The organism is Enterobacter sp. SLBN-59, assembly GCF_024807915.1.
GTDB lineage: Bacteria > Pseudomonadota > Gammaproteobacteria > Enterobacterales > Enterobacteriaceae > Enterobacter > Enterobacter asburiae_B.
In genome coordinates this window covers 2,683,644-2,707,199 of the sequence record NZ_JANUFI010000001.1, presented here as the reverse complement: position 1 = coordinate 2,707,199, position 23,556 = coordinate 2,683,644, and the positions used below count along the sequence as shown (strand labels likewise).

Annotated in this window: 19 protein-coding genes; 9 read left to right on the top strand and 10 right to left on the bottom strand. The window is 56.3% G+C overall.

The window, feature by feature from the left end:
• Positions 1-3 precede the first annotated feature (3 nt).
• Positions 4-2,826 (bottom strand): excinuclease ABC subunit UvrA, encoded by a 2,823-nt coding sequence (gene uvrA, locus M2422_RS12935; protein ID WP_029740212.1) that lies wholly within the window; start codon positions 2,824-2,826, stop codon positions 4-6.
• Between the two features lie 250 nt (positions 2,827-3,076).
• Here uvrA and ssb1 point away from each other — a divergent pair, with 250 nt between their 5' ends.
• Positions 3,077-3,607 (top strand): single-stranded DNA-binding protein SSB1, encoded by a 531-nt coding sequence (ssb1, locus tag M2422_RS12930; RefSeq protein ID WP_029740211.1) that lies wholly within the window; start codon positions 3,077-3,079, stop codon positions 3,605-3,607.
• Between the two features lie 62 nt (positions 3,608-3,669).
• On the opposite strand, the gene M2422_RS12925 is transcribed toward ssb1, so the two are convergent.
• The gene (locus tag M2422_RS12925) at positions 3,670-3,951 is read right to left on the bottom strand and encodes a YjcB family protein (RefSeq protein WP_008503385.1); all 282 of its coding nucleotides are present in this window, start codon (positions 3,949-3,951) and stop codon (positions 3,670-3,672) included.
• Between the two features lie 645 nt (positions 3,952-4,596).
• Here M2422_RS12925 and M2422_RS12920 point away from each other — a divergent pair.
• Complete coding sequence (locus M2422_RS12920; RefSeq protein ID WP_029740210.1) at positions 4,597-6,162, top strand: EAL domain-containing protein; 1,566 nt, start codon at positions 4,597-4,599, stop codon at positions 6,160-6,162.
• Positions 6,163-6,168: 6 nt separating this feature from the next.
• Here M2422_RS12920 and soxS read toward each other — a convergent pair whose 3' ends face one another.
• Positions 6,169-6,495: a superoxide response transcriptional regulator SoxS gene (gene soxS / locus M2422_RS12915; protein ID WP_013095071.1), complete on the bottom strand. Its 327-nt coding sequence runs from the start codon at positions 6,493-6,495 to the stop codon at positions 6,169-6,171.
• A gap of 98 nt (positions 6,496-6,593) precedes the next feature.
• Between soxS and soxR the strand changes: the two genes are divergently transcribed.
• The 4 genes from soxR (at position 6,594) to M2422_RS12895 (ending at position 11,533) form a co-directional block, all read left to right on the top strand.
• Positions 6,594-7,052 carry a redox-sensitive transcriptional activator SoxR gene (gene soxR, locus M2422_RS12910; RefSeq protein WP_023310057.1) on the top strand — a complete coding sequence of 153 codons (459 nt, stop codon included), beginning with the start codon at positions 6,594-6,596 and terminating at the stop codon, positions 7,050-7,052.
• Positions 7,053-7,420: 368 nt separating this feature from the next.
• Positions 7,421-8,092, top strand: coding sequence for a glutathione S-transferase family protein (locus M2422_RS12905; protein WP_064672984.1), 672 nt, complete (start codon positions 7,421-7,423; stop codon positions 8,090-8,092).
• 294 nt (positions 8,093-8,386) lie between these two features.
• Positions 8,387-9,736, top strand: coding sequence for a guanine/hypoxanthine transporter GhxP (gene ghxP, locus M2422_RS12900; protein ID WP_023310059.1), 1,350 nt, complete (start codon positions 8,387-8,389; stop codon positions 9,734-9,736).
• A 150-nt stretch (positions 9,737-9,886) separates the two neighbouring features.
• Positions 9,887-11,533, top strand: a complete 1,647-nt coding sequence (locus tag M2422_RS12895) for a Na+/H+ antiporter (protein WP_033144417.1) — start codon at positions 9,887-9,889, stop codon at positions 11,531-11,533.
• 508 nt (positions 11,534-12,041) lie between these two features.
• On the opposite strand, the gene M2422_RS12890 is transcribed toward M2422_RS12895, so the two are convergent.
• Entirely contained in the window at positions 12,042-12,929 is an 888-nt protein-coding gene (locus M2422_RS12890; RefSeq protein WP_023310061.1) for a LysR family transcriptional regulator, read from the bottom strand.
• A 102-nt stretch (positions 12,930-13,031) separates the two neighbouring features.
• Here M2422_RS12890 and M2422_RS12885 point away from each other — a divergent pair, with 102 nt between their 5' ends.
• Both M2422_RS12885 and M2422_RS12880 read left to right on the top strand, forming a co-directional pair.
• Complete coding sequence (locus M2422_RS12885) at positions 13,032-13,442, top strand: CidA/LrgA family protein (protein WP_064672983.1); 411 nt, start codon at positions 13,032-13,034, stop codon at positions 13,440-13,442.
• On the top strand, positions 13,435-14,124 hold the full coding sequence (locus M2422_RS12880; protein ID WP_023310063.1) for an LrgB family protein: 690 nt from the start codon (positions 13,435-13,437) through the stop codon (positions 14,122-14,124). Before M2422_RS12885 ends, M2422_RS12880 begins: the two co-directional genes overlap by 8 nt.
• 32 nt (positions 14,125-14,156) lie before the next feature.
• On the opposite strand, the gene actP is transcribed toward M2422_RS12880, so the two are convergent.
• The 3 genes from actP to acs all read right to left on the bottom strand — a co-directional run bounded on the left by actP (position 14,157) and on the right by acs (position 18,211).
• Entirely contained in the window at positions 14,157-15,806 is a 1,650-nt protein-coding gene (actP, locus tag M2422_RS12875) for a cation/acetate symporter ActP (RefSeq protein WP_064672982.1), read from the bottom strand.
• Positions 15,803-16,117 carry a DUF485 domain-containing protein gene (locus M2422_RS12870; RefSeq protein ID WP_023310065.1) on the bottom strand — a complete coding sequence of 105 codons (315 nt, stop codon included), beginning with the start codon at positions 16,115-16,117 and terminating at the stop codon, positions 15,803-15,805. Before M2422_RS12870 ends, actP begins: the two co-directional genes overlap by 4 nt.
• A gap of 135 nt (positions 16,118-16,252) precedes the next feature.
• Positions 16,253-18,211: an acetate--CoA ligase gene (gene acs, locus M2422_RS12865; protein WP_058842101.1), complete on the bottom strand. Its 1,959-nt coding sequence runs from the start codon at positions 18,209-18,211 to the stop codon at positions 16,253-16,255.
• A 423-nt stretch (positions 18,212-18,634) separates the two neighbouring features.
• Here acs and gltP point away from each other — a divergent pair, with 423 nt between their 5' ends.
• Complete coding sequence (gltP, locus tag M2422_RS12860; RefSeq protein WP_023310067.1) at positions 18,635-19,948, top strand: glutamate/aspartate:proton symporter GltP; 1,314 nt, start codon at positions 18,635-18,637, stop codon at positions 19,946-19,948.
• 83 nt (positions 19,949-20,031) lie between these two features.
• Here gltP and M2422_RS12855 read toward each other — a convergent pair whose 3' ends face one another.
• From M2422_RS12855 to fdhF, 3 genes are all read right to left on the bottom strand, one after another.
• Positions 20,032-20,706 (bottom strand): tetratricopeptide repeat protein, encoded by a 675-nt coding sequence (locus tag M2422_RS12855; protein ID WP_064672981.1) that lies wholly within the window; start codon positions 20,704-20,706, stop codon positions 20,032-20,034.
• 121 nt (positions 20,707-20,827) lie between these two features.
• A complete protein-coding gene (locus tag M2422_RS12850) occupies positions 20,828-20,980 on the bottom strand; it encodes a Hok/Gef family protein (protein ID WP_032644722.1) in 153 nt (50 codons plus the stop codon).
• Between the two features lie 323 nt (positions 20,981-21,303).
• A complete protein-coding gene (gene fdhF / locus M2422_RS12845; RefSeq protein ID WP_081273718.1) occupies positions 21,304-23,451 on the bottom strand; it encodes a formate dehydrogenase subunit alpha in 2,148 nt (715 codons plus the stop codon).
• Positions 23,452-23,556 lie beyond the last annotated feature (105 nt).

Sequence of the window (23,556 nt, the reverse complement as noted above, 5' to 3'; positions counted from 1 at the left end):
CAATTACAGCAACGGTTTAAGGAAGCGCGCGGTGTGCGAGGCTTCGCACTCTGCAACGGTCTCTGGCGTACCGGAGACGAGAATTTCACCGCCGCCGCTGCCGCCTTCCGGGCCGAGATCGACAATCCAGTCCGCGGTTTTAATCACGTCCAGGTTATGTTCGATGACCACGATGGTGTTGCCCTGGTCTCTGAGCTGATGCAGAACCTCGAGCAGCTGCTGGATATCGGCAAAGTGCAGGCCGGTGGTCGGCTCGTCCAGAATGTAGAGCGTCTGACCGGTGCCGCGTTTTGACAGCTCACGCGCCAGCTTCACGCGCTGCGCTTCACCGCCGGACAGCGTGGTTGCCGACTGCCCAAGACGAATGTAGGTCAGGCCTACGTCCATCAGCGTCTGCAGCTTACGCGCCAGCGCAGGGACGGCATCAAAGAATTCGCGCGCCTCTTCAATGGTCATGTCCAGCACTTCGTGGATGGTCTTGCCTTTGTACTTAATCTCCAGCGTTTCGCGGTTATAGCGTTTGCCTTTGCACTGGTCGCACGGCACGTAGATATCCGGCAGGAAGTGCATCTCAACCTTGATCACGCCGTCGCCCTGGCATGCTTCGCAGCGGCCACCGCGCACGTTAAAGCTGAAACGTCCTGGCGTATAGCCGCGGGAGCGCGCTTCCGGCACGCCGGCAAAGAGTTCACGTACGGGCGTGAAGACGCCGGTATAGGTTGCCGGGTTAGAGCGCGGGGTACGGCCAATCGGGCTCTGGTCGATGTCGATAACTTTATCGAAATGCTCCAGACCCTGGATGTCGCGGTACGGTGCAGGCTCGGCCAGCGTCGCGCCGTTTAGCGCCGTCTGCGCAATCGGGAACAGCGTATCGTTGATCAGCGTCGATTTACCGGAACCGGACACGCCGGTGATGCAGGTAAACAGGCCAACCGGCAGCGTCAGGGTGACGTCTTTCAGGTTGTTGCCGCGCGCGCCGGTCAGCTTCAGCACTTTTTCCGGATCTGCCGCTACGCGCTGTTTTGGCACTTCAATCTTGCGCTTGCCGCTCATGAACTGGCCGGTCAGCGATTCGGGTACCGCCATGATGTCCTTCAGCGTTCCCTCCGCGACCACCTGGCCGCCGTGCACGCCAGCGCCTGGGCCAATGTCGATGACGTGGTCGGCCGCGCGGATCGCATCTTCATCGTGCTCGACCACAATTACCGTGTTGCCGAGGTTGCGCAGGTGAACCAGCGTCCCGAGCAGACGCTCGTTGTCGCGCTGGTGCAGGCCGATGGACGGCTCATCCAGCACATACATCACGCCGACTAAGCCCGCGCCAATCTGGCTCGCCAGACGGATACGCTGGGCTTCACCGCCGGAGAGCGTTTCTGCCGAGCGGGAAAGCGTCAGGTAGTTCAGGCCGACGTTCACCAGGAATTTCAGGCGATCGCCAATCTCTTTCAGCACTTTTTCGGCGATTTTCGCGCGCTGGCCGGAGAGCTTCAGATTGTTGAAGAAGTCCATCGCATGGCCGATGCTCATGTCTGAGATGGTCGGCAGCGCGGTGTTTTCCACAAACACGTGGCGCGCTTCGCGACGCAGACGCGTGCCTTCACAGGTGGCGCAGGAGCGGTTGCTGATGAATTTCGCCAGCTCCTCGCGTACCGCGCTGGATTCGGTCTCTTTGTATCGGCGCTCCATGTTGTGCAGCACCCCTTCGAACGGGTGGCGACGCACGGAGGTATCGCCGCGATCGTTCATATACTTGAACTCGATGTTCTCTTTGCCGGAACCGAACAGGATCACTTTGTGTACGTTCGGGCTCAGGCTCGCCCACGGTGCTTCGACGTCAAACTTGTAGTGCTCTGCCAGCGATTTCAGCATCTGGAAGTAGTAGAAGTTACGCTTGTCCCAGCCGCGAATGGCCCCGCCCGCCAGCGACAGCTCCGGGTTCTGGATCACGCGGTCCGGGTCGAAATACTGCTGGACGCCCAGGCCGTCACACGTCGGGCACGCGCCCGCCGGGTTGTTGAATGAGAACAGGCGCGGCTCGAGCTCGCGCATGCTGTAGCCGCAAATCGGGCAGGCGAAGTTGGCGGAGAAGAGCAGCTCTTCCGCTTTTGGGTCGTCCATGTCGGAGACCACGGCCGTGCCGCCAGAGAGTTCCAGCGCCGTTTCAAAAGATTCCGCCAGGCGCGTGGCGAGATCGTCGCGTACCTTAAAGCGGTCAATCACCACTTCGATGGTGTGCTTCTTCTGCAGCTCCAGCTTTGGCGGGTCGGACAGGTCACACACCTCGCCGTCGATACGGGCGCGGATATAGCCCTGGCTTGCCAGGTTTTCCAGCGTTTTGGTGTGTTCGCCTTTTCGCTCTTTAATGATCGGCGCCAGCAGCATCAGGCGTTTGCCTTCCGGCTGCGACAGCACGTTATCCACCATCTGGCTTACGGTCTGGGCCGCCAGCGGGACGTCGTGGTCCGGGCAGCGCGGCTCACCCACGCGGGCATACAGCAGACGCAGGTAGTCATGAATTTCGGTAATGGTACCGACCGTTGAACGCGGGTTATGCGAGGTGGACTTCTGCTCAATAGAGATAGCAGGGGACAACCCTTCAATGTGGTCGACATCCGGTTTTTCCATCAGCGACAGGAACTGACGCGCGTACGCAGAGAGCGATTCAACGTAACGACGCTGTCCTTCGGCATACAAAGTGTCGAAAGCCAGTGAGGATTTGCCAGACCCCGAAAGCCCGGTCACGACAATGAGTTTGTCGCGAGGGATTATGAGGTTGATATTCTTGAGATTGTGGGTGCGGGCGCCCCGAACTTCGATCTTATCCATTCACCTTTCCCGGTTGGAACACGGATTGCCTGATTTGTTTGAAGGACAAACGGCTGTCAGAAACGGCTAATTATGACACAATTTGACCTGTTTGAATATACAGTATTGGAATGCATTTTCTGATTGGCTGTGTAACAATGTGGAGTTGCGAGAGAACTCTGGAACGTGCTACGCAACTATCAAAGTGCAGCATGGAAATGGTACACTCGCGCGTTTACACTATTAAGAAACGTATTCAGGAGACACGAACATGGCCAGCAGAGGCGTAAACAAGGTGATTCTCGTCGGTAATCTGGGCCAGGACCCGGAAGTACGCTACATGCCGAGTGGTGGCGCAGTTGCCAACATTACGCTGGCTACTTCCGAATCCTGGCGTGATAAAGCGACCGGTGAGATGAAAGAGCAGACCGAATGGCACCGCGTAGTGCTGTTTGGCAAACTGGCCGAAGTGGCCGGTGAGTATCTGCGTAAAGGTTCTCAGGTCTATATCGAAGGCCAGCTGCGTACCCGCAAATGGACCGATCAGGCCGGCGCTGAGAAGTACACCACAGAAGTCGTGGTCAACGTGGGCGGTACCATGCAGATGCTGGGTGGCCGTCAGGGCGGTGGCGCACCGGCAGGTGGCGGTCAGAGCCAGCAGCAGGGCGGTTGGGGTCAGCCTCAGCAGCCGCAGGGCGGCAACCAGTTCAGCGGCGGCGCACAGTCTCGTCCGCAGCAGCAGTCTGCTCCGGCGCCGTCTAACGAACCGCCAATGGATTTCGACGACGACATTCCGTTCTGATTTCCGCGTGCTGAAAACAAAAAACCCAGACTATCGTCTGGGTTTTTTTATTCCGGAAGGGATCAGGTAATCACCATCGGCCAGTCTGGCGGCGTGTGGCTCATCGCCTCAACCATCACCACTTTAATGTTTTCCCAGACGGCAGCGATATCCAGCAGGGTGATGCCAAGCAGACCCGTTGCAAACCAGCAGGCCGCACCCAGCCCCAGCAGGGTGCTGATGACAGCAAGACCTGCATAGTCAGATTTACGAAACTGAATATTCAGCGTGCTGGCTAGAAACATCAGTACCGCACTCAACAAAGGCCAGCGCAGGAGAACCATGCTGGTAGTAATGGTTGCCATAAAACCCATCCTCTATAAAACAGACGAACTGAATGAAACGGTGTTTCTCGTTACAAAATATGTGTGAACTATATCACATTTGTTGATTTATTCGCCAGTATCTGAACGATCAAAAAAGAGGATTTTATTCCTCAGAAAAGGCGATTGCGCGGGCTGGTCCTGCCTTCGGCGCACGAGGAGGCGGAGTCACAGCGTGCCGAAAATGCCCTTCGGGCAAGTGGGGATAGCGCAAATTCGGTTTTTATAAGAGGGGCGTTATTTTCCGCCAATACTCAAAATATTGTGGTGTAGGCTGACTATTTATAAATCAACGAACACAATGGCTCAGAGCAAATAGCATAAAACGTCATGATGAAATTGTACTTTTTTCATGCTGTCAGACGTTTGGCTTAATCAACGATTGTCTGTTGTGTTATCTTCCCGTCTGCCTGACGAGCTGGATAATTATTTTCCTTAATTGAAACGGAACGAATACTTACAGTTTAACTTACGGGAAAATATTATCGGCATAACGAAATTTAAGATTTTTAATACTAAAAGTCAGTTGCTAACTTCGCATGATTCATGCAACGTAATCACCTGTTTAACAAAGCATCCGGCCTTAAGTACTACAGGCGTACAACATGCAGGGATATAGGGCGGGAAATGAATCGTAGCGCGCGGCGCAAAATGCTCAGGGTGGTAGGGATCATCATGGTAGTTATGCTGCCGGTGATGCTTGCGCTATGGTTTGCCCAACTGCGTGCCGTGTCTGAAACAAGCGCCCAGCTACGCACATTTGCTGAACTGGCTTTAGACAAAACAGAGCTGGTTATTCAACAGGTTGAGCTGGCCAGGGACGAGGCGGTAAAATATCAGGGCGAGCTTTGCACGCCGGGACACCGTCAATATATGCTGAACGTTGTTCGTGGCCGCCTGTTTGTCGCCGATTTAATTTACGCTGAAGGTCAGAATTTTCTTTGTTCGACCGTTTTTACACCGGATCACCCCTACGCCATTCCTGTCGCTAATTACACGCGTAAACCTGACGTCGCTATCTATTATTATCGCGATACCCCATTTTATACTGGCTATAAAATGACATATATGCAGCGCGGAAATTATGTGGTGGTCGTCAATCCGCTTTCATACAGCGAAGTCATGTCCGCGGATCATTCTCTCTCCTGGGGTGTGTACGACACGGTAACCAATGCTTTCTTTTCCGTCAGCCAGAAAGCCAATGTTTCTTTATTAAATTCGATGATTCGGGATAAGGAATCGGTATTTCAAAAAGATAACCGCTTTTATACGATCGTAACATCTCCCAAAAGACCGATTGCGGCCATTGTCTCGACATCAAATAAACGCTTTTATGAAACGCTTTATCACCAGGCGACGTTGACGCTACCGCTGGGCATGATCTGCAGCATTATTATTTTGCTGGTATGGTCCCGTACCCATCGTGAACTCAATTCGCCGGGGCGCTTACTGCACCGCGCGCTGAACAAACGACAGCTTTGCGTACACTATCAGCCGATTATTGATATTAAGAATAATCAGTGTGTGGGCGCGGAGGCGCTGTTACGCTGGCCTGGCTTTAACGGCCAGGTGATGAGCCCGGCTGAGTTTATTCCGCTGGCGGAAAATGAGGGAATGAGCGAGCGGATTACGGACTATGTCGTTGAGGAGGTGTTCAACGATCTGGGCCATTTCCTGGCCGAGCATCCGCATCTCTATATTTCGATTAACCTGTCGGCCACGGATTTCCACTCTTCGCGGCTGATCGCCATGATTTCCGACAAGGCCCGCCACTACGCCGTCCGTGCGCAGCAAATCAAAATAGAAGTGACGGAACGCGGTTTTATCGATGTGCCAAAAACCACCCCGGTGATTCAGGCTTTCCGTCAGGCGGGTTATGAAGTCGCGATCGATGATTTTGGTACCGGCTACTCGAACCTGCACAACCTCTACTCGCTGAACGTGGATATTCTGAAAATCGATAAATCGTTTATCGATACCTTAACGACCAACAGTACCAGTCACCTGATCGCCGAGCATATTATCGAGATGGCGCAAAGCCTGCGGCTGAAAACCATTGCGGAAGGGGTAGAGACGGCAGAGCAGGTAAGCTGGCTGTTGAAGCGCGGCGTCCAGTTTTGTCAGGGATGGCACTTCGCGAAAGCGATGCCGCCCCAGGAATTTATGACCTGGCAGCAGCAACCTTTGCACTGAGGGCGATTAATTCAACTGGTGGCGATAGTCGCTCGGCGTGCGGTCAAACTCGCGGCGAAACACGCGGGAAAAGGTTTGTTGCGACACATAGCCAAGGTCCATCGCGATATCAAAAATGGGCCGCTGCGTTGAGCGTAGCGCCTGCGCCGCCAGCAGCAGTCTGCGCTGGCGAATGTACTCGCCCAGCGTCTGATGCATGACCGTGCGGAACATTCTCTGTAAATACCATTTCGAATAGCCCGACTTTTTAGCGACCACATCAATGTTCAACGGTTGGTCGATATGTTCATCAATCCATTCAATAAGCGTCTGAATAATCTGCTGATGCGACATAAGGTTGCCCCTCTGTAGATACAACTATCTCGGTTAATTCGTCGTTTTCTCTGCGGGGGAGTATAATTCCTCAAGTTAACTTGAGGTAAAGAGGTTTTATGGAAAAGAGATTGCCGCGAATTAAAGCGCTGTTAACCCCCGGTGAAGTGGCGAAGCGAAGCGGCGTTGCGGTATCCGCGCTCCACTTCTATGAAAGCAAAGGGTTAATTAAAAGCATCCGCAACGGGGGCAACCAGCGTCGCTATACTCGCGACGTGCTCCGCTACGTGGCGATTATCAAAATTGCGCAACGAATCGGAATTCCCCTGGCCACGATCGGCGAGGCGTTTGGCGTGCTGCCGGAAGGGCATACGCTTAGCCCGAAAGAGTGGAAAGAGCTGTCGTCCCAGTGGCGTGAAGAGCTGGACCGGCGTATTCATACGTTGGTCGTCCTGCGTGATGAGCTGGATGGCTGTATCGGCTGCGGCTGCCTGTCGCGTAGCGATTGTCCATTGCGTAACCCCGGCGACAGGCTGGGCGAGCAGGGGACGGGGGCGCGGTTGCTGGAAGAGGATTGAGATTGTGCGGCCGGTTTGCCGGGTGGCGGCTGCGCCTTACCCGGCCTACAAAACCGGGAACGTAGGCCGGGTAAGCGAAGCGCCACCCGGCAAAAGCATTATAAAGAACTAAAGCGCCACATAAGGGCGCTTTAGTTTTTCCCGGTCTTTGTCTTTCACTCTATCCCGCTGGTTCACGGGAGGGTTTCCCCCGACATCAGCACCCCTCAGTGTCGAGCTGGTTGGGGAGGTTCCGGATTGTGCTGACACTTTAATTCTATGCAAGACCCGTTTTTTCGCCAGCCTCACCGACCGTTTTTTAGACGAATTTTTTTCGCGGTGTTGTTCAATTTTCTATAGTTAAAAAGTATGAATAACAGGAGAAAGCCATGCTCACGGTACACCACCTTAACCAGTCACGCTCGCACCGCGTGATTTGGGCGCTGGAAGAACTCGGCCTGCCTTATGAGATCGTCCACTACCAGCGCGAAAAGAACATGCTGGCGCCGGAGGCTCTCAAAAAGGTGCATCCGTTGGGCAAATCGCCGGTTATCGAAGATAACGGGCTGATCCTTGCGGAATCGGGCGCCATCCTGGAGTACCTGCAGGAAACGTACGATCCCGAGTCACGCCTTAAGCCTTTAGACCCGTCGCATAAGGTGCAATACCGCTTCTGGCTGCATTACGCCGAAGGATCGCTGATGCCGCTGCTGTTAATGAAGCTGGTCTTCAACAGCCTCGGCAAGCCGCCGGTGCCGTTTGGTATCAGAACCCTGGGCAAAGCGCTGGGGCAGGGGGTGCAGAAAGCGTATCTCAACCGTCAGCTGGAAACCCATGCGCGCTTTATTGAGTCACATCTTGCCGAAAACAGCTGGTTTGCCGGGGATTCGCTCAGCATGGCCGATATCCAGATGAGCTTCCCGATCTTTGCCCTGCTGGCGCGAGGCGGTATCGCTAATCTGCCGCATATTCTGGCGTGGAAGACAAAAGTTGAGAACACCCCAGGCTGGCAAAGAACCCTGGAACAGGGGGGCCCATTATCTATCCCGGGCGAGGACTGAAATGTAAACAAATTGCGCATAGACGATAACGTTTGCGCATCCTCTGTTTATTTCTTCAGCGTCATAAGTGAATTTTAGCGAAAAACGAGAAAGTTCAGTTGAAAAGGGCGGGGATTACGCTAGATAATCGTTTGCCTTAATTTGACCACCCGTTTGTAAGCGCGGAGCTAAACGTTTGCTTTTTTTGTGACGCCCTTTCGTCACAAACGCAACACAAGGATTTGACGTTCAGCTGGCAGTGGCGTCTCCACCTCGCTTACGGACTTCCTAAAAAACTCTCAGGGGATGTTTTCTATGTCTACGCCATCTGCGCGTACTGGCGGTTCACTTGACGCCATGTTTAAAATTTCGGCCCGCGGCAGCACCGTGCGCCAGGAAATTGTTGCCGGTTTGACAACGTTTCTGGCGATGGTTTATTCCGTCATCGTTGTGCCGGGCATGCTGGGCAAAGCAGGCTTCCCGCCAGCGGCTGTCTTTGTGGCGACCTGTCTTGTGGCCGGCGTGGGCTCCATCGTGATGGGTCTGTGGGCGAACCTGCCGCTGGCGATTGGTTGCGCCATCTCTCTGACCGCGTTTACCGCGTTCAGCCTGGTGCTGGGTCAGCACATCAGCGTACCGGTTGCGCTGGGTGCCGTGTTCCTGATGGGTGTGCTGTTTACCGTGATTTCAGCGACCGGCATCCGTAGCTGGATTTTGCGCAACCTGCCGCAGGGCGTGGCGCACGGTACCGGCATCGGTATCGGCCTGTTCCTGTTGCTGATCGCCGCCAACGGCGTCGGTCTGGTCATCAAGAACCCGCTGGACGGTCTGCCGGTAGCGCTGGGCCACTTCGCCAGCTTCCCGGTGATCATGTCGCTGATCGGTCTGGCGGTGATTATCGGTCTGGAAAAACTGAAGGTGCCTGGCGGCATTCTGCTGACCATTATCGGCGTTTCTATTGTCGGCCTGATTTTCGATCCAACCGTACACTTCTCCGGTATCTTCGCCATGCCGTCGCTGAGCGATGACAAAGGCAACTCCCTGATTGGCAGCCTGGATATCGTTGGCGCGCTGAACCCGGTGATCCTGCCAAGCGTGCTGGCGCTGGTCATGACCGCCGTGTTTGACGCGACCGGTACCATTCGTGCGGTGGCCGGTCAGGCGAACCTGCTGGATAAAGACGGTCAGATTATTGACGGCGGCAAAGCGCTGACCACCGACTCCCTGAGCAGCGTCTTCTCTGGTCTGGTGGGCGCGGCGCCTGCGGCGGTGTACATCGAGTCCGCAGCGGGTACGGCGGCAGGCGGTAAAACCGGCCTGACGGCGATCACCGTCGGCGTGCTGTTCATGCTGATCCTGTTCCTCTCTCCGCTCTCCTATCTGGTTCCGGCGTATGCGACCGCGCCAGCGCTGATGTACGTTGGCCTGCTGATGCTGAGCAACGTGGCGAAAATCGACTTTGCGGATTTCGTTGACGCGATGTCTGGCCTGATTACCGCGGTCTTCATCGTCCTGACCTGTAACATCGTGACCGGCATTATGATCGGCTTCGCGTCGCTGGTGATTGGTCGTCTGGTCTCCGGTGAATGGCGCAAGCTGAACGTCGGCACCGTGATTATCGCCGTTGCGCTGGTAGCGTTCTACGCGGGCGGCTGGGCAATCTAAGTTGTCCATTGATGCGAAAACGGGTGGCTCAGGCCGCCCGTTTTTATTTTCAGGACTCATCCTGTTGCCTTTTGCGTTACTCTGGAGAAGATAGAATAAAAGGCACGACGCCTTCCGGAGTACATAAGCAACACAGCAAACAGGGAACGCATGGAAATCTTCTTCACAATACTCATCATGACCCTTGTGGTCTCGCTATCCGGGGTGGTTACACGCGTACTGCCCTTTCAGGTCCCCCTGCCATTAATGCAAATTGCCATCGGCGCGCTGCTGGCGTGGCCGACGTTTGGCCTACACGTGGAATTTGACCCCGAACTGTTCCTCGTGCTGTTTATTCCGCCGCTGCTGTTTGCCGATGGCTGGAAAACGCCCACCCGCGAATTCCTTGAGCACGGGCGCGAGATCTTCGGCCTGGCGCTGGCGCTGGTGGTGGTCACCGTCGTCGGGATTGGTTTTCTGATCTACTGGGCGGTACCGGGTATTCCATTAATACCGGCTTTTGCGCTGGCCGCCGTGCTGTCGCCAACCGATGCCGTGGCGTTGTCCGGCATTGTGGGTGAAGGCCGTATTCCGAAGAAAATCATGGGGATTTTACAGGGTGAGGCGCTGATGAACGACGCCTCCGGCCTGGTCGCCCTGAAGTTTGCCGTGGCCGTTGCGATGGGCACGATGGTCTTTACCATCGGCGGCGCAACCCTGGAATTCTTCAAGGTGGCGATTGGCGGTATTCTGGCGGGCTTCGTGGTGAGCTGGCTGTACGGCCGCTCATTGCGCTTCCTCAGCCGCTGGGGCGGCGATGAACCCGCAACGCAGATCGTACTGCTGTTCCTGCTGCCGTTTGCCTCTTATCTGATTGCCGAACATATCGGCGTGTCGGGCATTCTGGCTGCGGTTGCGGCAGGGATGACCATCACCCGTTCCGGCGTAATGCGTCGCGCGCCGCTGGCCATGCGCCTGCGTGCCAACAGCACCTGGGCCATGCTGGAATTTGTCTTTAACGGCATGGTGTTCCTGCTGTTGGGCCTGCAGCTGCCGGGCATTATGGAATCCTCGCTGGTGGCGGCGGAAGCCGATCCGAACGTTGAGGTCTGGATGCTGTTTACCGACATCGTGCTGATCTACATGGCGCTGATGCTGGTGCGTTTCGGCTGGCTGTGGACGATGAAAAACTTCAGCGTACGTTTCCTGAAGAAAAAGCCGATGGAGTTCGGCTCGTGGACAACGCGTGAGCTGCTGATCGCCTCTTTTGCGGGCGTACGCGGGGCGATCACCCTTGCCGGTGTGCTCTCCATTCCGCTGCTGCTGCCCACGGGCGACGTCTTCCCGGCGCGCTACGAGCTGGTCTTCCTGGCGGCGGGCGTGATTCTGTTCTCCCTGTTTGTCGGCGTGATTATGCTGCCGATTTTACTCCAGCATATTGATGCCGGTGATTCGACCCAGCAGCATAAAGAGGAGCGTATTGCCCGGGCGGCTACCGCCGAAGTGGCAATTGTCGCGATTCAGAAAATGGAAGAGCGTCTGGCCGCGGATGCGGAAGAGAACATCGACAATCAGCTGCTGACGGAAGTCAGTTCCCGCGTGATTGGTAACCTGCGCCGCCGCGCGGACGGGCGTAACGACGTGGAAAGCTCGCTGCAGGAGGAAAACCTGGAGCGTCGGTTCCGCCTGGCGGCGCTGCGCTCAGAGCGCGCCGAGCTGTACCATCTGCGCGCCACGCGCCAGATCAGCAACGAAACGCTGCAAAAGCTGCTGCACGATCTGGACCTGCTGGAAGCGCTGTTGATAGAGAATCAGTAGCGCGCTTTTGCCCGGTGGCGCTGCGCTTACCGGGCCTGCGTGCTCGATCGGTTCCCTCTCCTTGTGGGCTGAGGGTTTCCCACAAAATAATGCCTGCACGGACGACCCCCTCTCCCTTGAGGGAGAGGGCTGGGGTGAGGGGGAACATACGGCTGTGGAGGTCATTCCGTTCACTTTATGTTCCTTGCTACTCTGTAACGACATGACCGGTGAACGTGCCAGGGTGGCTCAATCGCCACCACCCTGGCGACCCGGGCTCCCGGCGGTAAATCGCCGCTTCGCGGTGCCCTCAGCTTATTCCTTCAGGCTATCGGGTCGGGCATGAGCCTGCATCCCTGCAGGCCACGCCCTCTCGGCGCATCCCTGCGCCTCGCCCCGGCCTTACGGAAACGCTTCGGCGATTTACAGCCGGACCAGGGTGTCGCTGTAAGCCATTAATTTTGCAGAAGAAGCGTTCATCGCTTCAGGTAAAAAATTACTGGGGATTCCTCAGCCCTGTGGGAGAGGGTTAGGGTGAGGGCACCCAAAACCCCTCACAACATTGCAGCCAGGCCTGCGCGCTCTGCGATAAATACACCCCTTCGCGCCAGATCATCCCCAGCTGCCAGTGCAGGTCGCTCTCCAGCGGGATCCAGCGCAGCGTGTTTTTATCCAGACGCTCGCAAATCGGCTGCGGCAGAATGGCAATCCCCACGCCGGCCTGCACCATCGCCGCCAGGAAATCCCACTGTCCGCTGCGCACCGCTATGCGCGGCTTGACGTTATGCTGGTTAAACAGCGTCATTAGCTGGCGGCTGAGGGCGAAGTCTTCGTTGTAGATCAGCAGAGGGTGCTCGCCGAGCAGTTCAGGTCTCACCGAGTCTAACTTCAGCCAGTCGCCGGAGCGGGGAACCAGCACGCACAGCGGGTGGCTAAAGAGCGGAAGCGTCGCCAGACCGCTCTCTTCCTCAACGGGGAGGGCGGTCATTGCCACGTCGAGCTCGCCGTTGGTGACGGCCTGCTGGACGGTTAACCCACCAAACTCCGAAATCTTCAGCTCAACGCCGGGATAACGCTGGCGAAACAGGCTAATCGGCCCGGCCATCATCATCCCCACCATGGGCGGAATGCCGAGGCGAAGCACTCCTTTCTTCAGATGATTGATATCGCCCAGCTCTGCTTCCAGCTGGCGAAACTCCGCCAGAATCGCCAGCCCGCGTTCGAATACCACGCGTCCGGTGTCGGTCAGCAACAGCTTGCGCCCGTCGCGGATCAGCAGGGTACAGTTCAGTTCATCTTCGAGGTTTTTCAGCATCTTGCTGATGGTGGGCTGGGTAACAAACAACTTCTCCGCTGCGCGGGTAAAACTTTGCTGACGAACCACTTCGACAAAATAGCGCAGCGTTCTTATGTCCATGATTATTCCTCGAAACTATACCTTTGATGATTTTAATTCATTTCAGTCCATACCGTGCGCTCTCTATACTGGCGCCTCGTCTCATTTTTGAGGAAAACCCCCATGGCCGTGGCGTTAAGCCGTTTTACGCCTGCCGTTGTGCAACGACTCCAGGTCCCGGTGCAGGTACTGCTCTACGCGGGACTGTTTGTTTTCGCGGAATATCTTGTCGGCTGGCTGCATCTGCCGCTGCCCGCCAATCTTGTCGGGATGCTGCTGATGCTGACGCTTATTCTGTGCCGCGTGATCCCCCTTAACTGGGTGCGCGCCGGGGCGCGCTGGCTGCTGGCGGAGATGCTGCTGTTCTTTGTTCCGGCGGTGGTGGCGGTGGTGAACTACGCGCAGCTGCTGATGGTGGACGGCTGGCGAATCTTTGCGGTTATCGCGCTGAGTACGTTGATGGTGCTGGGGGCAACCGCCTGGGTGGTGGATAAAGTGTATCGCTTTGAAATCAGCAGGCACAAACATGACTAATTTTCAGATCAGCGTCTTGTGCCTGATTGCGACGCTGGCGATCTACTTTGCCAACAAGCGGCTGTATCGCCGCTTTCATGCCCTGCCGCTGATGCCGCTGGTCTTTACGCCGATCCTGCTGGTGCTGATGCTGGTCTTCGGCCACATCTCCTGGCAAAACTACATTGGCGAATCCCACTGGCTGCTGTGGCTGCTCGGCCCGGCGACCATCGCTTTTGCCGTCCCCGTTTACGACAACCTGGCGATTATCAAACGCCACTGGATGTCGCTCAGCGCGGGCGTCATCACCGCCACGGTGGTGGCGGTGTGCAGCTCCGTCTGGCTGGCGCGGCTGTTTACGCTGCCCGATGAAATTCAGCGCAGCCTGGCGGTGCGTTCGGTGACCACGCCGTTTGCGCTGGCGGCCGCTAAACCGCTCGGCGGGCAGCCGGATCTGGTGGCGCTGTTTGTTGTCGTGACGGGCGTGTTCGGTATGGCGGTCGGCGATATGTTGTTCCTGCGCCTGTCGATCCGTGAAGGGATGGCAAAAGGCGCGGGGTTTGGCGCGGCGTCGCACGGGGCGGGTACGGCACGTTCGTATGAGCTGGGGCAGCAGGAGGGCGTTGTCGCGAGCCTGGTGATGATGCTCTCAGGCGTAGTGATGGTGCTGATTGCGCCGCTGGTGGCGTGGGTGATGTTTTAAGCTCCCCGGCCAGAATGACCGGGGAGAAAGGCTTAGTGCGCGCGGCCCTGCTCAACGCCCAGGCCGGTTTGAGAACGGATGAACTGGGCGCGGAATTTCTCTCGCTCCACGTTACCCTCCGGCGAATTGTCGGTGGCCGAGAAGAACCAGATGCCGATAAACGCCACGGCGATCGAGAACAGCGCCGGGTATTCATACGGGAAGATAGCGCTTGCGTGACCGAGGATCTGCACCCAGATGGTCGGGCCCAGAATCATCAGGATCACCGCCGTCAGCAGCCCCAGCCAGCCGCCAATCATCGCGCCGCGCGTGGTCAGCTTCGACCAGTACATGGAGAGCAGGATGATCGGGAAGTTGCAGCTTGCCGCAATCGAGAAGGCCAGCCCCACCATAAAGGCGATGTTCTGCTTCTCGAACAGAATGCCTAACAGAATCGCCACGACGCCCAGCACCAGCACGGTGATTTTCGAGACCTTCAGCTCGTCGCGCTCGCTCGCGCCTTTGCGGATAACGTTGGCGTAGAGGTCATGCGACACCGCAGACGCGCCGGCGAGCGTCAGCCCTGCAACCACCGCAAGAATGGTGGCGAAGGCCACGGCGGAGATAAAGCCGAGGAACAGGTTACCGCCCACCGCGTCCGCCAGATGCACCGCCGCCATGTTGTTACCGCCAATCAGCGCGCCCGCCGCGTCTTTAAACGCCGGGTTCGCCCCCACCAGCATGATCGCGCCAAAGCCGATGATAAAGGTCAGGATATAGAAGTAACCCATGAAACCGGTGGCGTAAAAGACGCTCTTGCGCGCTTCACGCGCATCGCTCACGGTGAAGAAGCGCATCAGGATATGCGGCAGGCCCGCGGTACCGAACATCAGGCCGAGACCGAGCGAGAGCGCGGATATCGGGTCTTTCACCAGCCCGCCCGGGCTCATGATCGCTTCCCCTTTCGGGTGGACCGCCATCGCTTCGGTGAACAGGTTATTGAAGCTGAATCCGACGTGCTTCATCACCATAAAGGCCATAAAGCTGGCGCCGAACAGCAGCAGGACGGCTTTGATGATCTGCACCCAGGTGGTTGCCAGCATGCCGCCGAACAGGACGTACATCACCATCAGCACGCCAACCAGCACCACCGCGACGTGGTAGTTCAGGCCGAACAGCAGTTCGATCAATTTACCCGCACCGACCATCTGCGCAATCAGGTACAGCGCCACCACCACCAGCGAACCGCAGGCGGAGAGGGTGCGAATCGGCCCCTGCTTCAGGCGATAGGAGGCCACGTCAGCGAAGGTATAGCGGCCCAGGTTACGCAGGCGTTCGGCAATCAGGAACAGGATGATCGGCCAGCCGACGAGGAAGCCGAGGGAATAAATCAGGCCGTCATAGCCGGATGTATACACCAGCGCGGAGATCCCGAGGAACGAGGCGGCGGACATAAAGTCACCCGCAATCGCCAGCCCGTTCTGGAAGCCGGTAATGTTGCCGCCAGCGGTGTAGTAATCGTTACGGGAGCGCACGCGTTTCGACGCCCAGTAGGTGATGTACAGCGTCAGCAGGACGAAAATCAGGAACATCACAATGGCCTGCCAGTTGGTTGGCTGGCGCTGGACCTCGCCGGTAATGGCATCCGCCGCGTGGGCGGCAAAGGGAAGCGTGGCGGCGAGCGCCGTCAGAACTCTCTTCATGATGCTTTTACCTCTTGCAGTACCGCTTTATTAAGTCGATCGAATTCACCGTTCGCGCGCCAGACGTAGACGCCGGTCAGCAGGAATGAAATCACAATCACGCCAATGCCAATCGGAATACCGCGCGTCACGCTGGTTCCCTCGTGCAGCGGGGTGCCCAGCCAGTGCGGGGCAAAGGCGATCAGCAGAATAAAGCCGACGTAGATAACCAGCATGATGATGGAAAGGATGAAGGCAAACCGTTGCCGCTTATCGACGAGCTCCCTGTAGTGCGCACTATTCTCTATCTGCTGACAAATATCGTTATTCATCACAGAGTCTCCAAAGGTAAGGTAGGTTTGTTTTTAGTCCCCTCTCCCTTTTGGGGAGAGGGTTAGGGTGAGGGGAGGAAGGTGCGGTCTGATGCCCTCACCCCAGCCCTCTCCCACAGGGAGAGGGAGAAAACACTAGGAAGGCATCGCGATGGCCTGCTTCTCTTCGAGCAGTTTTTCCACCACGCCAGGATCCGCGAGCGTTGAGGTATCACCGAGGTTGCTGGTGTCTCCAGCCGCGATTTTGCGCAAAATACGACGCATAATTTTGCCGGAACGGGTTTTCGGCAGCGAGTCGGTCCAGTGCAGCACGTCCGGCGTCGCCAGCGGGCCAATCTCTTTACGCACCCAGTTGCGCACCTCAGCGTAGAGCTCAGGCGACGGTTCTTCGCCGTGGTTCAGAGTGACATAGGCGTAAATCGCCTGGCCTTTGATGTTATGCGGAATGCCCACAACCGCCGCTTCGGCAATCTTCGGATGCGATACCAGCGCCGATTCAATCTCAGCGGTGCCCAGACGGTGGCCGGAGACGTTCAGCACGTCGTCCACGCGCCCGGTTATCCAGTAATAGCCATCTTCGTCACGACGCGCGCCGTCGCCGCTGAAGTACATGTTTTTAAAGGTCGAGAAGTAGGTTTGCTCGAAGCGATCGTGATCGCCGAACAGAGTACGCGCCTGACCAGGCCAGGAATCTGTGATCACCAGGTTGCCTTCGGTGGCGCCTTCCAGCGGGTTGCCTTCGTTATCCACCAGCGCAGGCTGCACGCCGAAGAACGGGCGGGTTGCGGAACCGGCCTTGAGCTGCGTGGCGCCCGGCATCGGAGTGATCATGAAGCCGCCGGTTTCGGTCTGCCACCAGGTGTCCATCACCGGGCATTTCTCGTTGCCGATTTTCTTCCAGTACCACTCCCAGGCTTCCGGGTTGATTGGCTCACCCACGGAACCGAGGATGCGCAATGAAGATCGGTCAGTGCCTTCGATGGCTTTATCGCCTTCCGCCATCAGTGCGCGGATCGCCGTTGGCGCGGTGTAGAGAATGTTGACCTGGTGTTTGTCGACCACCTGACACATACGCGCCGGGGTCGGCCAGTTTGGTACGCCCTCAAACATCAGCGTTGTTGCGCCACAGGCCAGCGGGCCGTACAGCAGGTAGCTGTGTCCGGTAACCCAGCCCACGTCGGCGGTACACCAGTAGATGTCGCCCGGATGGTAGTCGAAGACGTATTTGAAGGTGGTGGCCGCATAGACCAGATAGCCGCCGGTGGTGTGCAGGACGCCTTTCGGCTTACCGGTGGAGCCGGAGGTGTAAAGAATGAACAGCGGATCTTCTGCGTTCATCTCTTCCGGCTGATGCTGGTCGCTCGCGTTCTCAATCAGGTCGCTCCACCACAGGTCGCGCCCCTCGGTCCAGTCGATTTTGCCGCCGGTACGCTTAAGGACGATGACGTTACTGACCGTTTTGACGTTCGGGTTTTTCAGCGCTTCGTCGACGTTTTTCTTCAGAGGGATACCGCGCCCGGCGCGCACGCCTTCATCGGCGGTGATCACCAGTTTTGAACTGGAATCGACAATACGGCCCGCAACCGCCTCTGGCGAGAACCCGCCAAAAATCACCGAGTGAATTGCGCCGATACGCGCGCAGGCCAGCATGGCCACCGCCGCTTCCGGCACCATCGGCATATAGATAGCAACTACATCACCTTTTTTAATGCCCTTTTCCAGCAGGACGTTGGCGAAGCGGCACACGTCGCGGTGCAGCTCTTTGTACGTAATATGTTTGCTTTGCGAGGCGTCATCGCCTTCCCAGATGATGGCCGTCTCATTCCCGCGCTCGGCGAGGTGACGATCGAGGCAGTTCGCCGCCAGGTTCAGGGTGCCATCTTCATACCATTTAATGGAGACATTGCCGGGCGCAAAGGAGGTGTTCTTCACCTTCTGATAAGGTTTGATCCAGTCAAGGATATGACCCTGCTCACCCCAGAAGGTGTCCGGGGCGGTGATAGATTGCTGATAATTCTCGTGGTACTGCTCCGGGGTGATCAGGCAACGGTCCGCAATATTTGCGGGAATGTCGTGTTTATGTATTTGGCTCATGGCTTTTTTTCTCCTTGTAAGATGTTAATAATATGTCGCAAAAACGTTAATTGTAGGGGCTTTACAAGCTTTGTTTATTATTTGGGCTACAGATCACGCATTGTTTGAAGAGTATGAAAATTGAGCGAATGAAACTTTGAAGGAAAATAATTGATGCTGACGATTATTCACATTTATGTTTAAAAAAGCGTTTTTATAACAAAAGGTTATTTATCAGAATTAGAACAAACTCCCGTCATCGTCGCATTTGTGAGTGAAACGCGTCGTTCTTTAAGGCTTGCGCAACAGGTCGCGCAAATGATACTCATACGCCGCGTTAAAAAATCCCATAAACCAACGCAACACAATTCATACCCTTTCAGTATGTCTCCCTGTTCATGCAGTTTGAGTGAATAAGGCGCTTCATTGAGGAAGTCAGTTTCTATGAAAAACGTTAAAGTCAGCCTTGCCTGGCAGATCTTAATCGCCCTTGTGCTGGGCATCTTGCTGGGCAGTTACCTCCACTATCATAGCGACAGCCGCGAATGGCTGATTGCGAACTTGCTTTCACCGGCAGGGGATATCTTTATTCATCTGATCAAGATGATCGTGGTGCCGATTGTGATCTCGACGCTGGTGGTCGGTATTGCGGGCGTCGGCGATGCGAAACAGTTAGGCCGTATTGGTGCGAAAACCATTATCTATTTCGAAGTGATCACTACGGTTGCGATTATCCTCGGTATCACGCTGGCGAACGTGTTCCAGCCGGGGTCCGGGATCGATATGTCGCAGCTGGCAACGGTGGATATTTCGAAATACCAAAGTACGACCGCTGACGTGCAGAGCCATGCGCATGGCCTGATGGGCACTATCCTGTCGCTGGTGCCGACCAACATCGTGGCGTCGATGGCGAAGGGCGAGATGCTGCCTATCATCTTCTTCTCGGTGCTGTTTGGTCTGGGGCTCTCTTCCCTGCCGGCGACGCACCGTGAGCCGCTGGTGACCGTGTTCCGCTCTATCTCCGAAACCATGTTTAAAGTGACCCACATGGTGATGCGTTACGCGCCGGTAGGGGTGTTTGCGCTTATCGCCGTCACCGTGGCGAACTTCGGTTTTGCCTCCCTGTGGCCGCTGGCGAAGCTGGTGCTCCTGGTGCACTTCGCCATTTTGTTCTTCGCGCTGGTGGTGCTGGGGATCGTGGCGCGCCTGTGCGGGCTGAGCATCTGGATCCTGATTCGCATCCTGAAAGATGAGCTGATTCTGGCGTACTCCACGGCAAGTTCTGAGAGCGTGCTGCCGCGCATCATTGAGAAGATGGAAGCCTACGGCGCGCCTGCCTCTATTACCAGCTTCGTGGTACCGACCGGCTACTCCTTTAACCTGGACGGTTCGACGCTGTACCAGAGCATCGCCGCTATCTTTATTGCGCAGCTGTACGGCATTGACCTGTCGCTGTGGCAGGAGATCGTGCTGGTGCTGACGCTGATGGTGACGTCCAAAGGTATTGCAGGCGTTCCGGGCGTCTCCTTCGTGGTGCTGCTGGCGACGCTTGGCAGCGTCGGTATTCCGCTGGAAGGTCTGGCGTTTATCGCCGGTGTGGACCGTATCCTCGACATGGCGCGTACCGCGCTGAACGTGGTGGGGAATGCCCTGGCGGTGCTGGTTATCGCCAAGTGGGAACACAAATTCGATCGTAAAAAAGCGCTGGCGTATGAACGCGAGGTGCTGGGTCGTTTTGATAAGACGGCTGACCAGTAATGTTAAAAGCCGGGTGGCGGCTTCGCCTTACCGGGCCTACACAAGCCGTAGGCCCGGTAAGCGCAGCGCCACCGGGCAATGCTTTACTCTCCGCTCAGCGCATCAAACTCTTCGCATCCGGTATCAAACCCTTCAGTGCAGCTCAGGTTCAACCAGTACAGCGCTTTCTGTTTATTGGGCGTGATAAAGCCTTTCTCACCCTGCCTGAACAACATCCCTGCCCAGTATTCGGCGTAGCCCGTGCGTGAAAGTGCCGAGCTCCGCTTGAACCACGAGGCGGCCTGTACGTCGTCCTGGACCACTTCAACGCCGTTGGCATAAATCAGCCCCAGCAGCATTTGCGCATCTACCGCAGAGTCGTTGTCGATATCTTCGGTCGCCGTTTGCAGCAGTTTGATGGCCTGGGGATAGTCGGTTGTACCTGCCTGAGTGTTGACCAGCACGCGCGCCAGCATGATCGCGCCGCGTTTGCTGCCCGCGATGGTTGCCTGCTGCGCCAGTGCCTTAGCTTGCGCATAATTTCCCTGGGTAAAGAGGATTTGAGAGAGCAGCCCCATGGCGTCGACATCGCCACCTTTAGCGGCTTTCTCGGCCCACAGCGCGGCCTGCTTGCTGTCACCGGAGCTAAAGTATGTATCGGCCAAATAATACTGGGCACGGGCGTCACCCGCTTCAGCCTGTTCTTTGTACTGACTGCCAATCTCGTCGGCACGGACAAGCGATGTAAAAAGTAACAACAACAGAAAAATATGTTTCATGGGTTCTTATCATCGGGGTACACGCCGCGCAGTATAATCGCGGCGACAGAAGAAAAAAATGGGTGCATTAAGACCTCAGCATCCTGCAAGCCGGGCGGAACAGTGGTTCCGCCCGTAGAGGTTAGCCTGCGTTACAGGCTAATTTTGCCGCCACCTCCTGATGTTCACCCTTTATTGAAAACTCGCATAACTTACCTCGAGTAATAAAGGTAAAGATCACTATCGTCAGGCAAATAATAAAGACGATGCCTAACGCAGTTTTTAATGGCGTCATGCCTTTTACTCCTTGTCAAAAAAAGAATAAGAGGCTACTCTCAACTTGTCGGAGTTGAGGGAGAGTAGCCTCGGGTAAATGAAAATTTCCCGGGGCTTTCTACTTTCTGTCCCTCAACAATGCTCAAGACAGAAAGTCTTAAGCACCCGCCGCACATCTTATCCCTCTGAATTAAAATGCAAAGATGTAATTCTTTTTCGCGAAAATTACATTATTTCTGCGAGCCGCTTTCCAGAATAATAATTCATATATTTGATGAGTTAATCGGAAATAAAAAGGGAGTGAATATCTCACTCCCTTTATTCACTGATTAATTAACGGCTTCAGCCCATTGCGCTTTCGCGCAGTCGGGCTTTCAGCTTGTTATATTCGTCGATGACATACTGTTCCGCAGCGTGCTGATCCGCAATCGGCTCCACGCGTACGGCGCAGTATTTATACTCCGGCGTTTTGGTTATCGGACTTAAGTTCTCCGTCACCAGCTCGTTACAGGCTCCAATCCACCACTGGTAGGTCATATAGACCGCCCCTTTGTTCGGACGATCGCTGACCTGCGCACGGGTAATGATCCGGCCTTTGCGCGAGTTCACCCACACCAGCGCTTCATCCTCAATGCCGAGGCGCTCAGCGTCGGCGGTGTTGATTTGCGCGTAGCCCGGTTCGTCCGCCAGCGCCGCCAGCGCGGCGCAGTTACCCGTCATCGAACGGCAGGAGTAGTGGCCCACTTCACGCACGGTGGAGAGCACCATCGGATACTCGTCGGTGAGTTTATCGATCGGCGCGACCCAGTCGCAGGTGAAGAACTGCGCCAGCCCGTTCGGGGTGTCGAACTTCTCTTTAAAGAGGTATGACGTCCCCTGGTCGGCTTCGGACTCATCGCGACACGGCCACTGGATGTACCCCAACTCACCCATTTTTTCATAGGTTGCCCCGTAGAAGTCCGGGCACAGATTGCGCAATTCGTCCCAGATCTCCTGAGTGTTGTTGTAGTGCATCGGGTAGCCCATGCGGGTGGCGATTTCGCTGATGATCTGCCAGTCCGTTTTCAGATCCCACTTCGGCTCGACCGCCTTAAAGAAGCGCTGGAAGCCGCGGTCCGCCGCCGTGTAGACGCCTTCATGCTCGCCCCAGGAGGTCGACGGTAAAATCACATCCGCCGCCGCCGCGGTTTTGGTCATGAAGATATCCTGGACAATCACCAGCTCCAGATCCTCAAACCCTTTGCGCACCGCAGACAGCTCGGCGTCGGTCTGGAGCGGATCTTCACCCATGATGTAGGCCGCACGCACTTCGCCGTGCGCCGCGCGGTGCGGCAGCTCGCTGATGCGATACCCGGTGTGTTCCGGCAGGCTTTCCACGCCCCAGGCCTTCGCGAATTTCTCGCGGTTTTCCGGGAACTTCACGTACTGGTAGCCCGGATAGGTGTCCGGCAGCGCGCCCATATCGCAGGCGCCCTGGACGTTATTCTGCCCACGCACCGGGTTGACGCCGACGTGCGCTTTACCCAGATTGCCGGTCAGCATCGCGAGGCTGGTCAGAGAACGCACGGTTTCCACGCCCTGATAGAACTGGGTCACGCCCATGCCCCACAGGATGGCGGCGGTTTTCGCCCCGGCATACATCCGTGCCGCCTGGCGGATCTCCTGCGCGCTGACGCCGGTGATTGTTTCCACCGACTCTGGCGTATAGCCTTCGACAATTTTCCGATACTCTTCAAAACCTTCCGTACGGGTCGCGACAAACGCCTGGTCGTACAGGTTCTCCTCAATAATGACGTGCCCCATTGCGTTCAACAGCGCGATGTTCGAGCCGTTTTTTAACGCGATGTGCATATCCGCAATGCGCGCGGTTTCAATTTTGCGCGGATCGCAGACGATGATTTTCGCCCCGTTCTGCTTAGCGCGAATAACGTGGTTCGCGACGATAGGGTGAGAATCCGCCGGGTTATAACCAAAGATGAAAACGAGATCGGTGTTATCTATCTCGTTGATGGCATTACTCATTGCGCCGTTACCGACCGACTGGTGCAGACCTGCAACCGATGGGCCGTGTCAGACGCGAGCGCAGCAGTCGACGTTATTGGTTCCAATAACGGCGCGCGCGAATTTTTGCATCACATAGTTGGTTTCATTCCCCGTCCCGCGTGAGGATCCGGTGGTCTGAATCGCATCCGGGCCATACTTGGCCTTGATGGCGCTCAGACGCGTGGCGACGTAATCCAGCGCCTCGCTCCAGGAGACGGCTTCCAGCTTGCCGCCGCGCTCGCGGCGGATCATAGGGGTTTTCAGGCGCGGGGTGAGGATTTGGGTATCGTTAATAAAATCCCAGCCGTAGTAACCTTTCAGGCATAGCGTGCCCAGGTTGGTTTTCCCCTGTGCGGCCTCCGCCCGGACGATTTTGCCGTTATCGACCACCAGGTGGATCTTGCAACCTGAGGCACAATAAGGGCAAACCGTGACGACTTTTTTCATCAGTCTGCTCCAGTTAATCGAATCATTCGCACCCACTATGCAGCTTCTATGCCATGTTTTTTGTATGGGTATACCCTGACTTTACGGTCCCTTCGCGGTGAAAAC

Bases quoted from the DNA above. Each gene is read 5' to 3' on its own strand.
- M2422_RS12850 (WP_032644722.1), bottom strand. From the start codon at position 20,980: ATGACGCCATTAAAAACTGCGTTAGGCATCGTCTTTATTATTTGCCTG.
- M2422_RS12880 (WP_023310063.1), top strand. From the start codon at position 13,435: ATGACTAATTTTCAGATCAGCGTCTTGTGCCTGATTGCGACGCTGGCG.
- actP (WP_064672982.1), bottom strand. From the start codon at position 15,806: ATGAAGAGAGTTCTGACGGCGCTCGCCGCCACGCTTCCCTTTGCCGCC.
- M2422_RS12885 (WP_064672983.1), top strand. From the start codon at position 13,032: ATGGCCGTGGCGTTAAGCCGTTTTACGCCTGCCGTTGTGCAACGACTC.
- ghxP (WP_023310059.1), top strand. From the start codon at position 8,387: ATGTCTACGCCATCTGCGCGTACTGGCGGTTCACTTGACGCCATGTTT.
- M2422_RS12905 (WP_064672984.1), top strand. From the start codon at position 7,421: ATGCTCACGGTACACCACCTTAACCAGTCACGCTCGCACCGCGTGATT.
- uvrA (WP_029740212.1), bottom strand. From the start codon at position 2,826: ATGGATAAGATCGAAGTTCGGGGCGCCCGCACCCACAATCTCAAGAAT.
- soxS (WP_013095071.1), bottom strand. From the start codon at position 6,495: ATGTCGCATCAGCAGATTATTCAGACGCTTATTGAATGGATTGATGAA.
- M2422_RS12920 (WP_029740210.1), top strand. From the start codon at position 4,597: ATGAATCGTAGCGCGCGGCGCAAAATGCTCAGGGTGGTAGGGATCATC.
- M2422_RS12890 (WP_023310061.1), bottom strand. From the start codon at position 12,929: ATGGACATAAGAACGCTGCGCTATTTTGTCGAAGTGGTTCGTCAGCAA.
- M2422_RS12870 (WP_023310065.1), bottom strand. From the start codon at position 16,117: ATGAATAACGATATTTGTCAGCAGATAGAGAATAGTGCGCACTACAGG.
- ssb1 (WP_029740211.1), top strand. From the start codon at position 3,077: ATGGCCAGCAGAGGCGTAAACAAGGTGATTCTCGTCGGTAATCTGGGC.
- gltP (WP_023310067.1), top strand. From the start codon at position 18,635: ATGAAAAACGTTAAAGTCAGCCTTGCCTGGCAGATCTTAATCGCCCTT.
- M2422_RS12895 (WP_033144417.1), top strand. From the start codon at position 9,887: ATGGAAATCTTCTTCACAATACTCATCATGACCCTTGTGGTCTCGCTA.
- soxR (WP_023310057.1), top strand. From the start codon at position 6,594: ATGGAAAAGAGATTGCCGCGAATTAAAGCGCTGTTAACCCCCGGTGAA.
- acs (WP_058842101.1), bottom strand. From the start codon at position 18,211: ATGAGCCAAATACATAAACACGACATTCCCGCAAATATTGCGGACCGT.
- M2422_RS12925 (WP_008503385.1), bottom strand. From the start codon at position 3,951: ATGGCAACCATTACTACCAGCATGGTTCTCCTGCGCTGGCCTTTGTTG.
- M2422_RS12855 (WP_064672981.1), bottom strand. From the start codon at position 20,706: ATGAAACATATTTTTCTGTTGTTGTTACTTTTTACATCGCTTGTCCGT.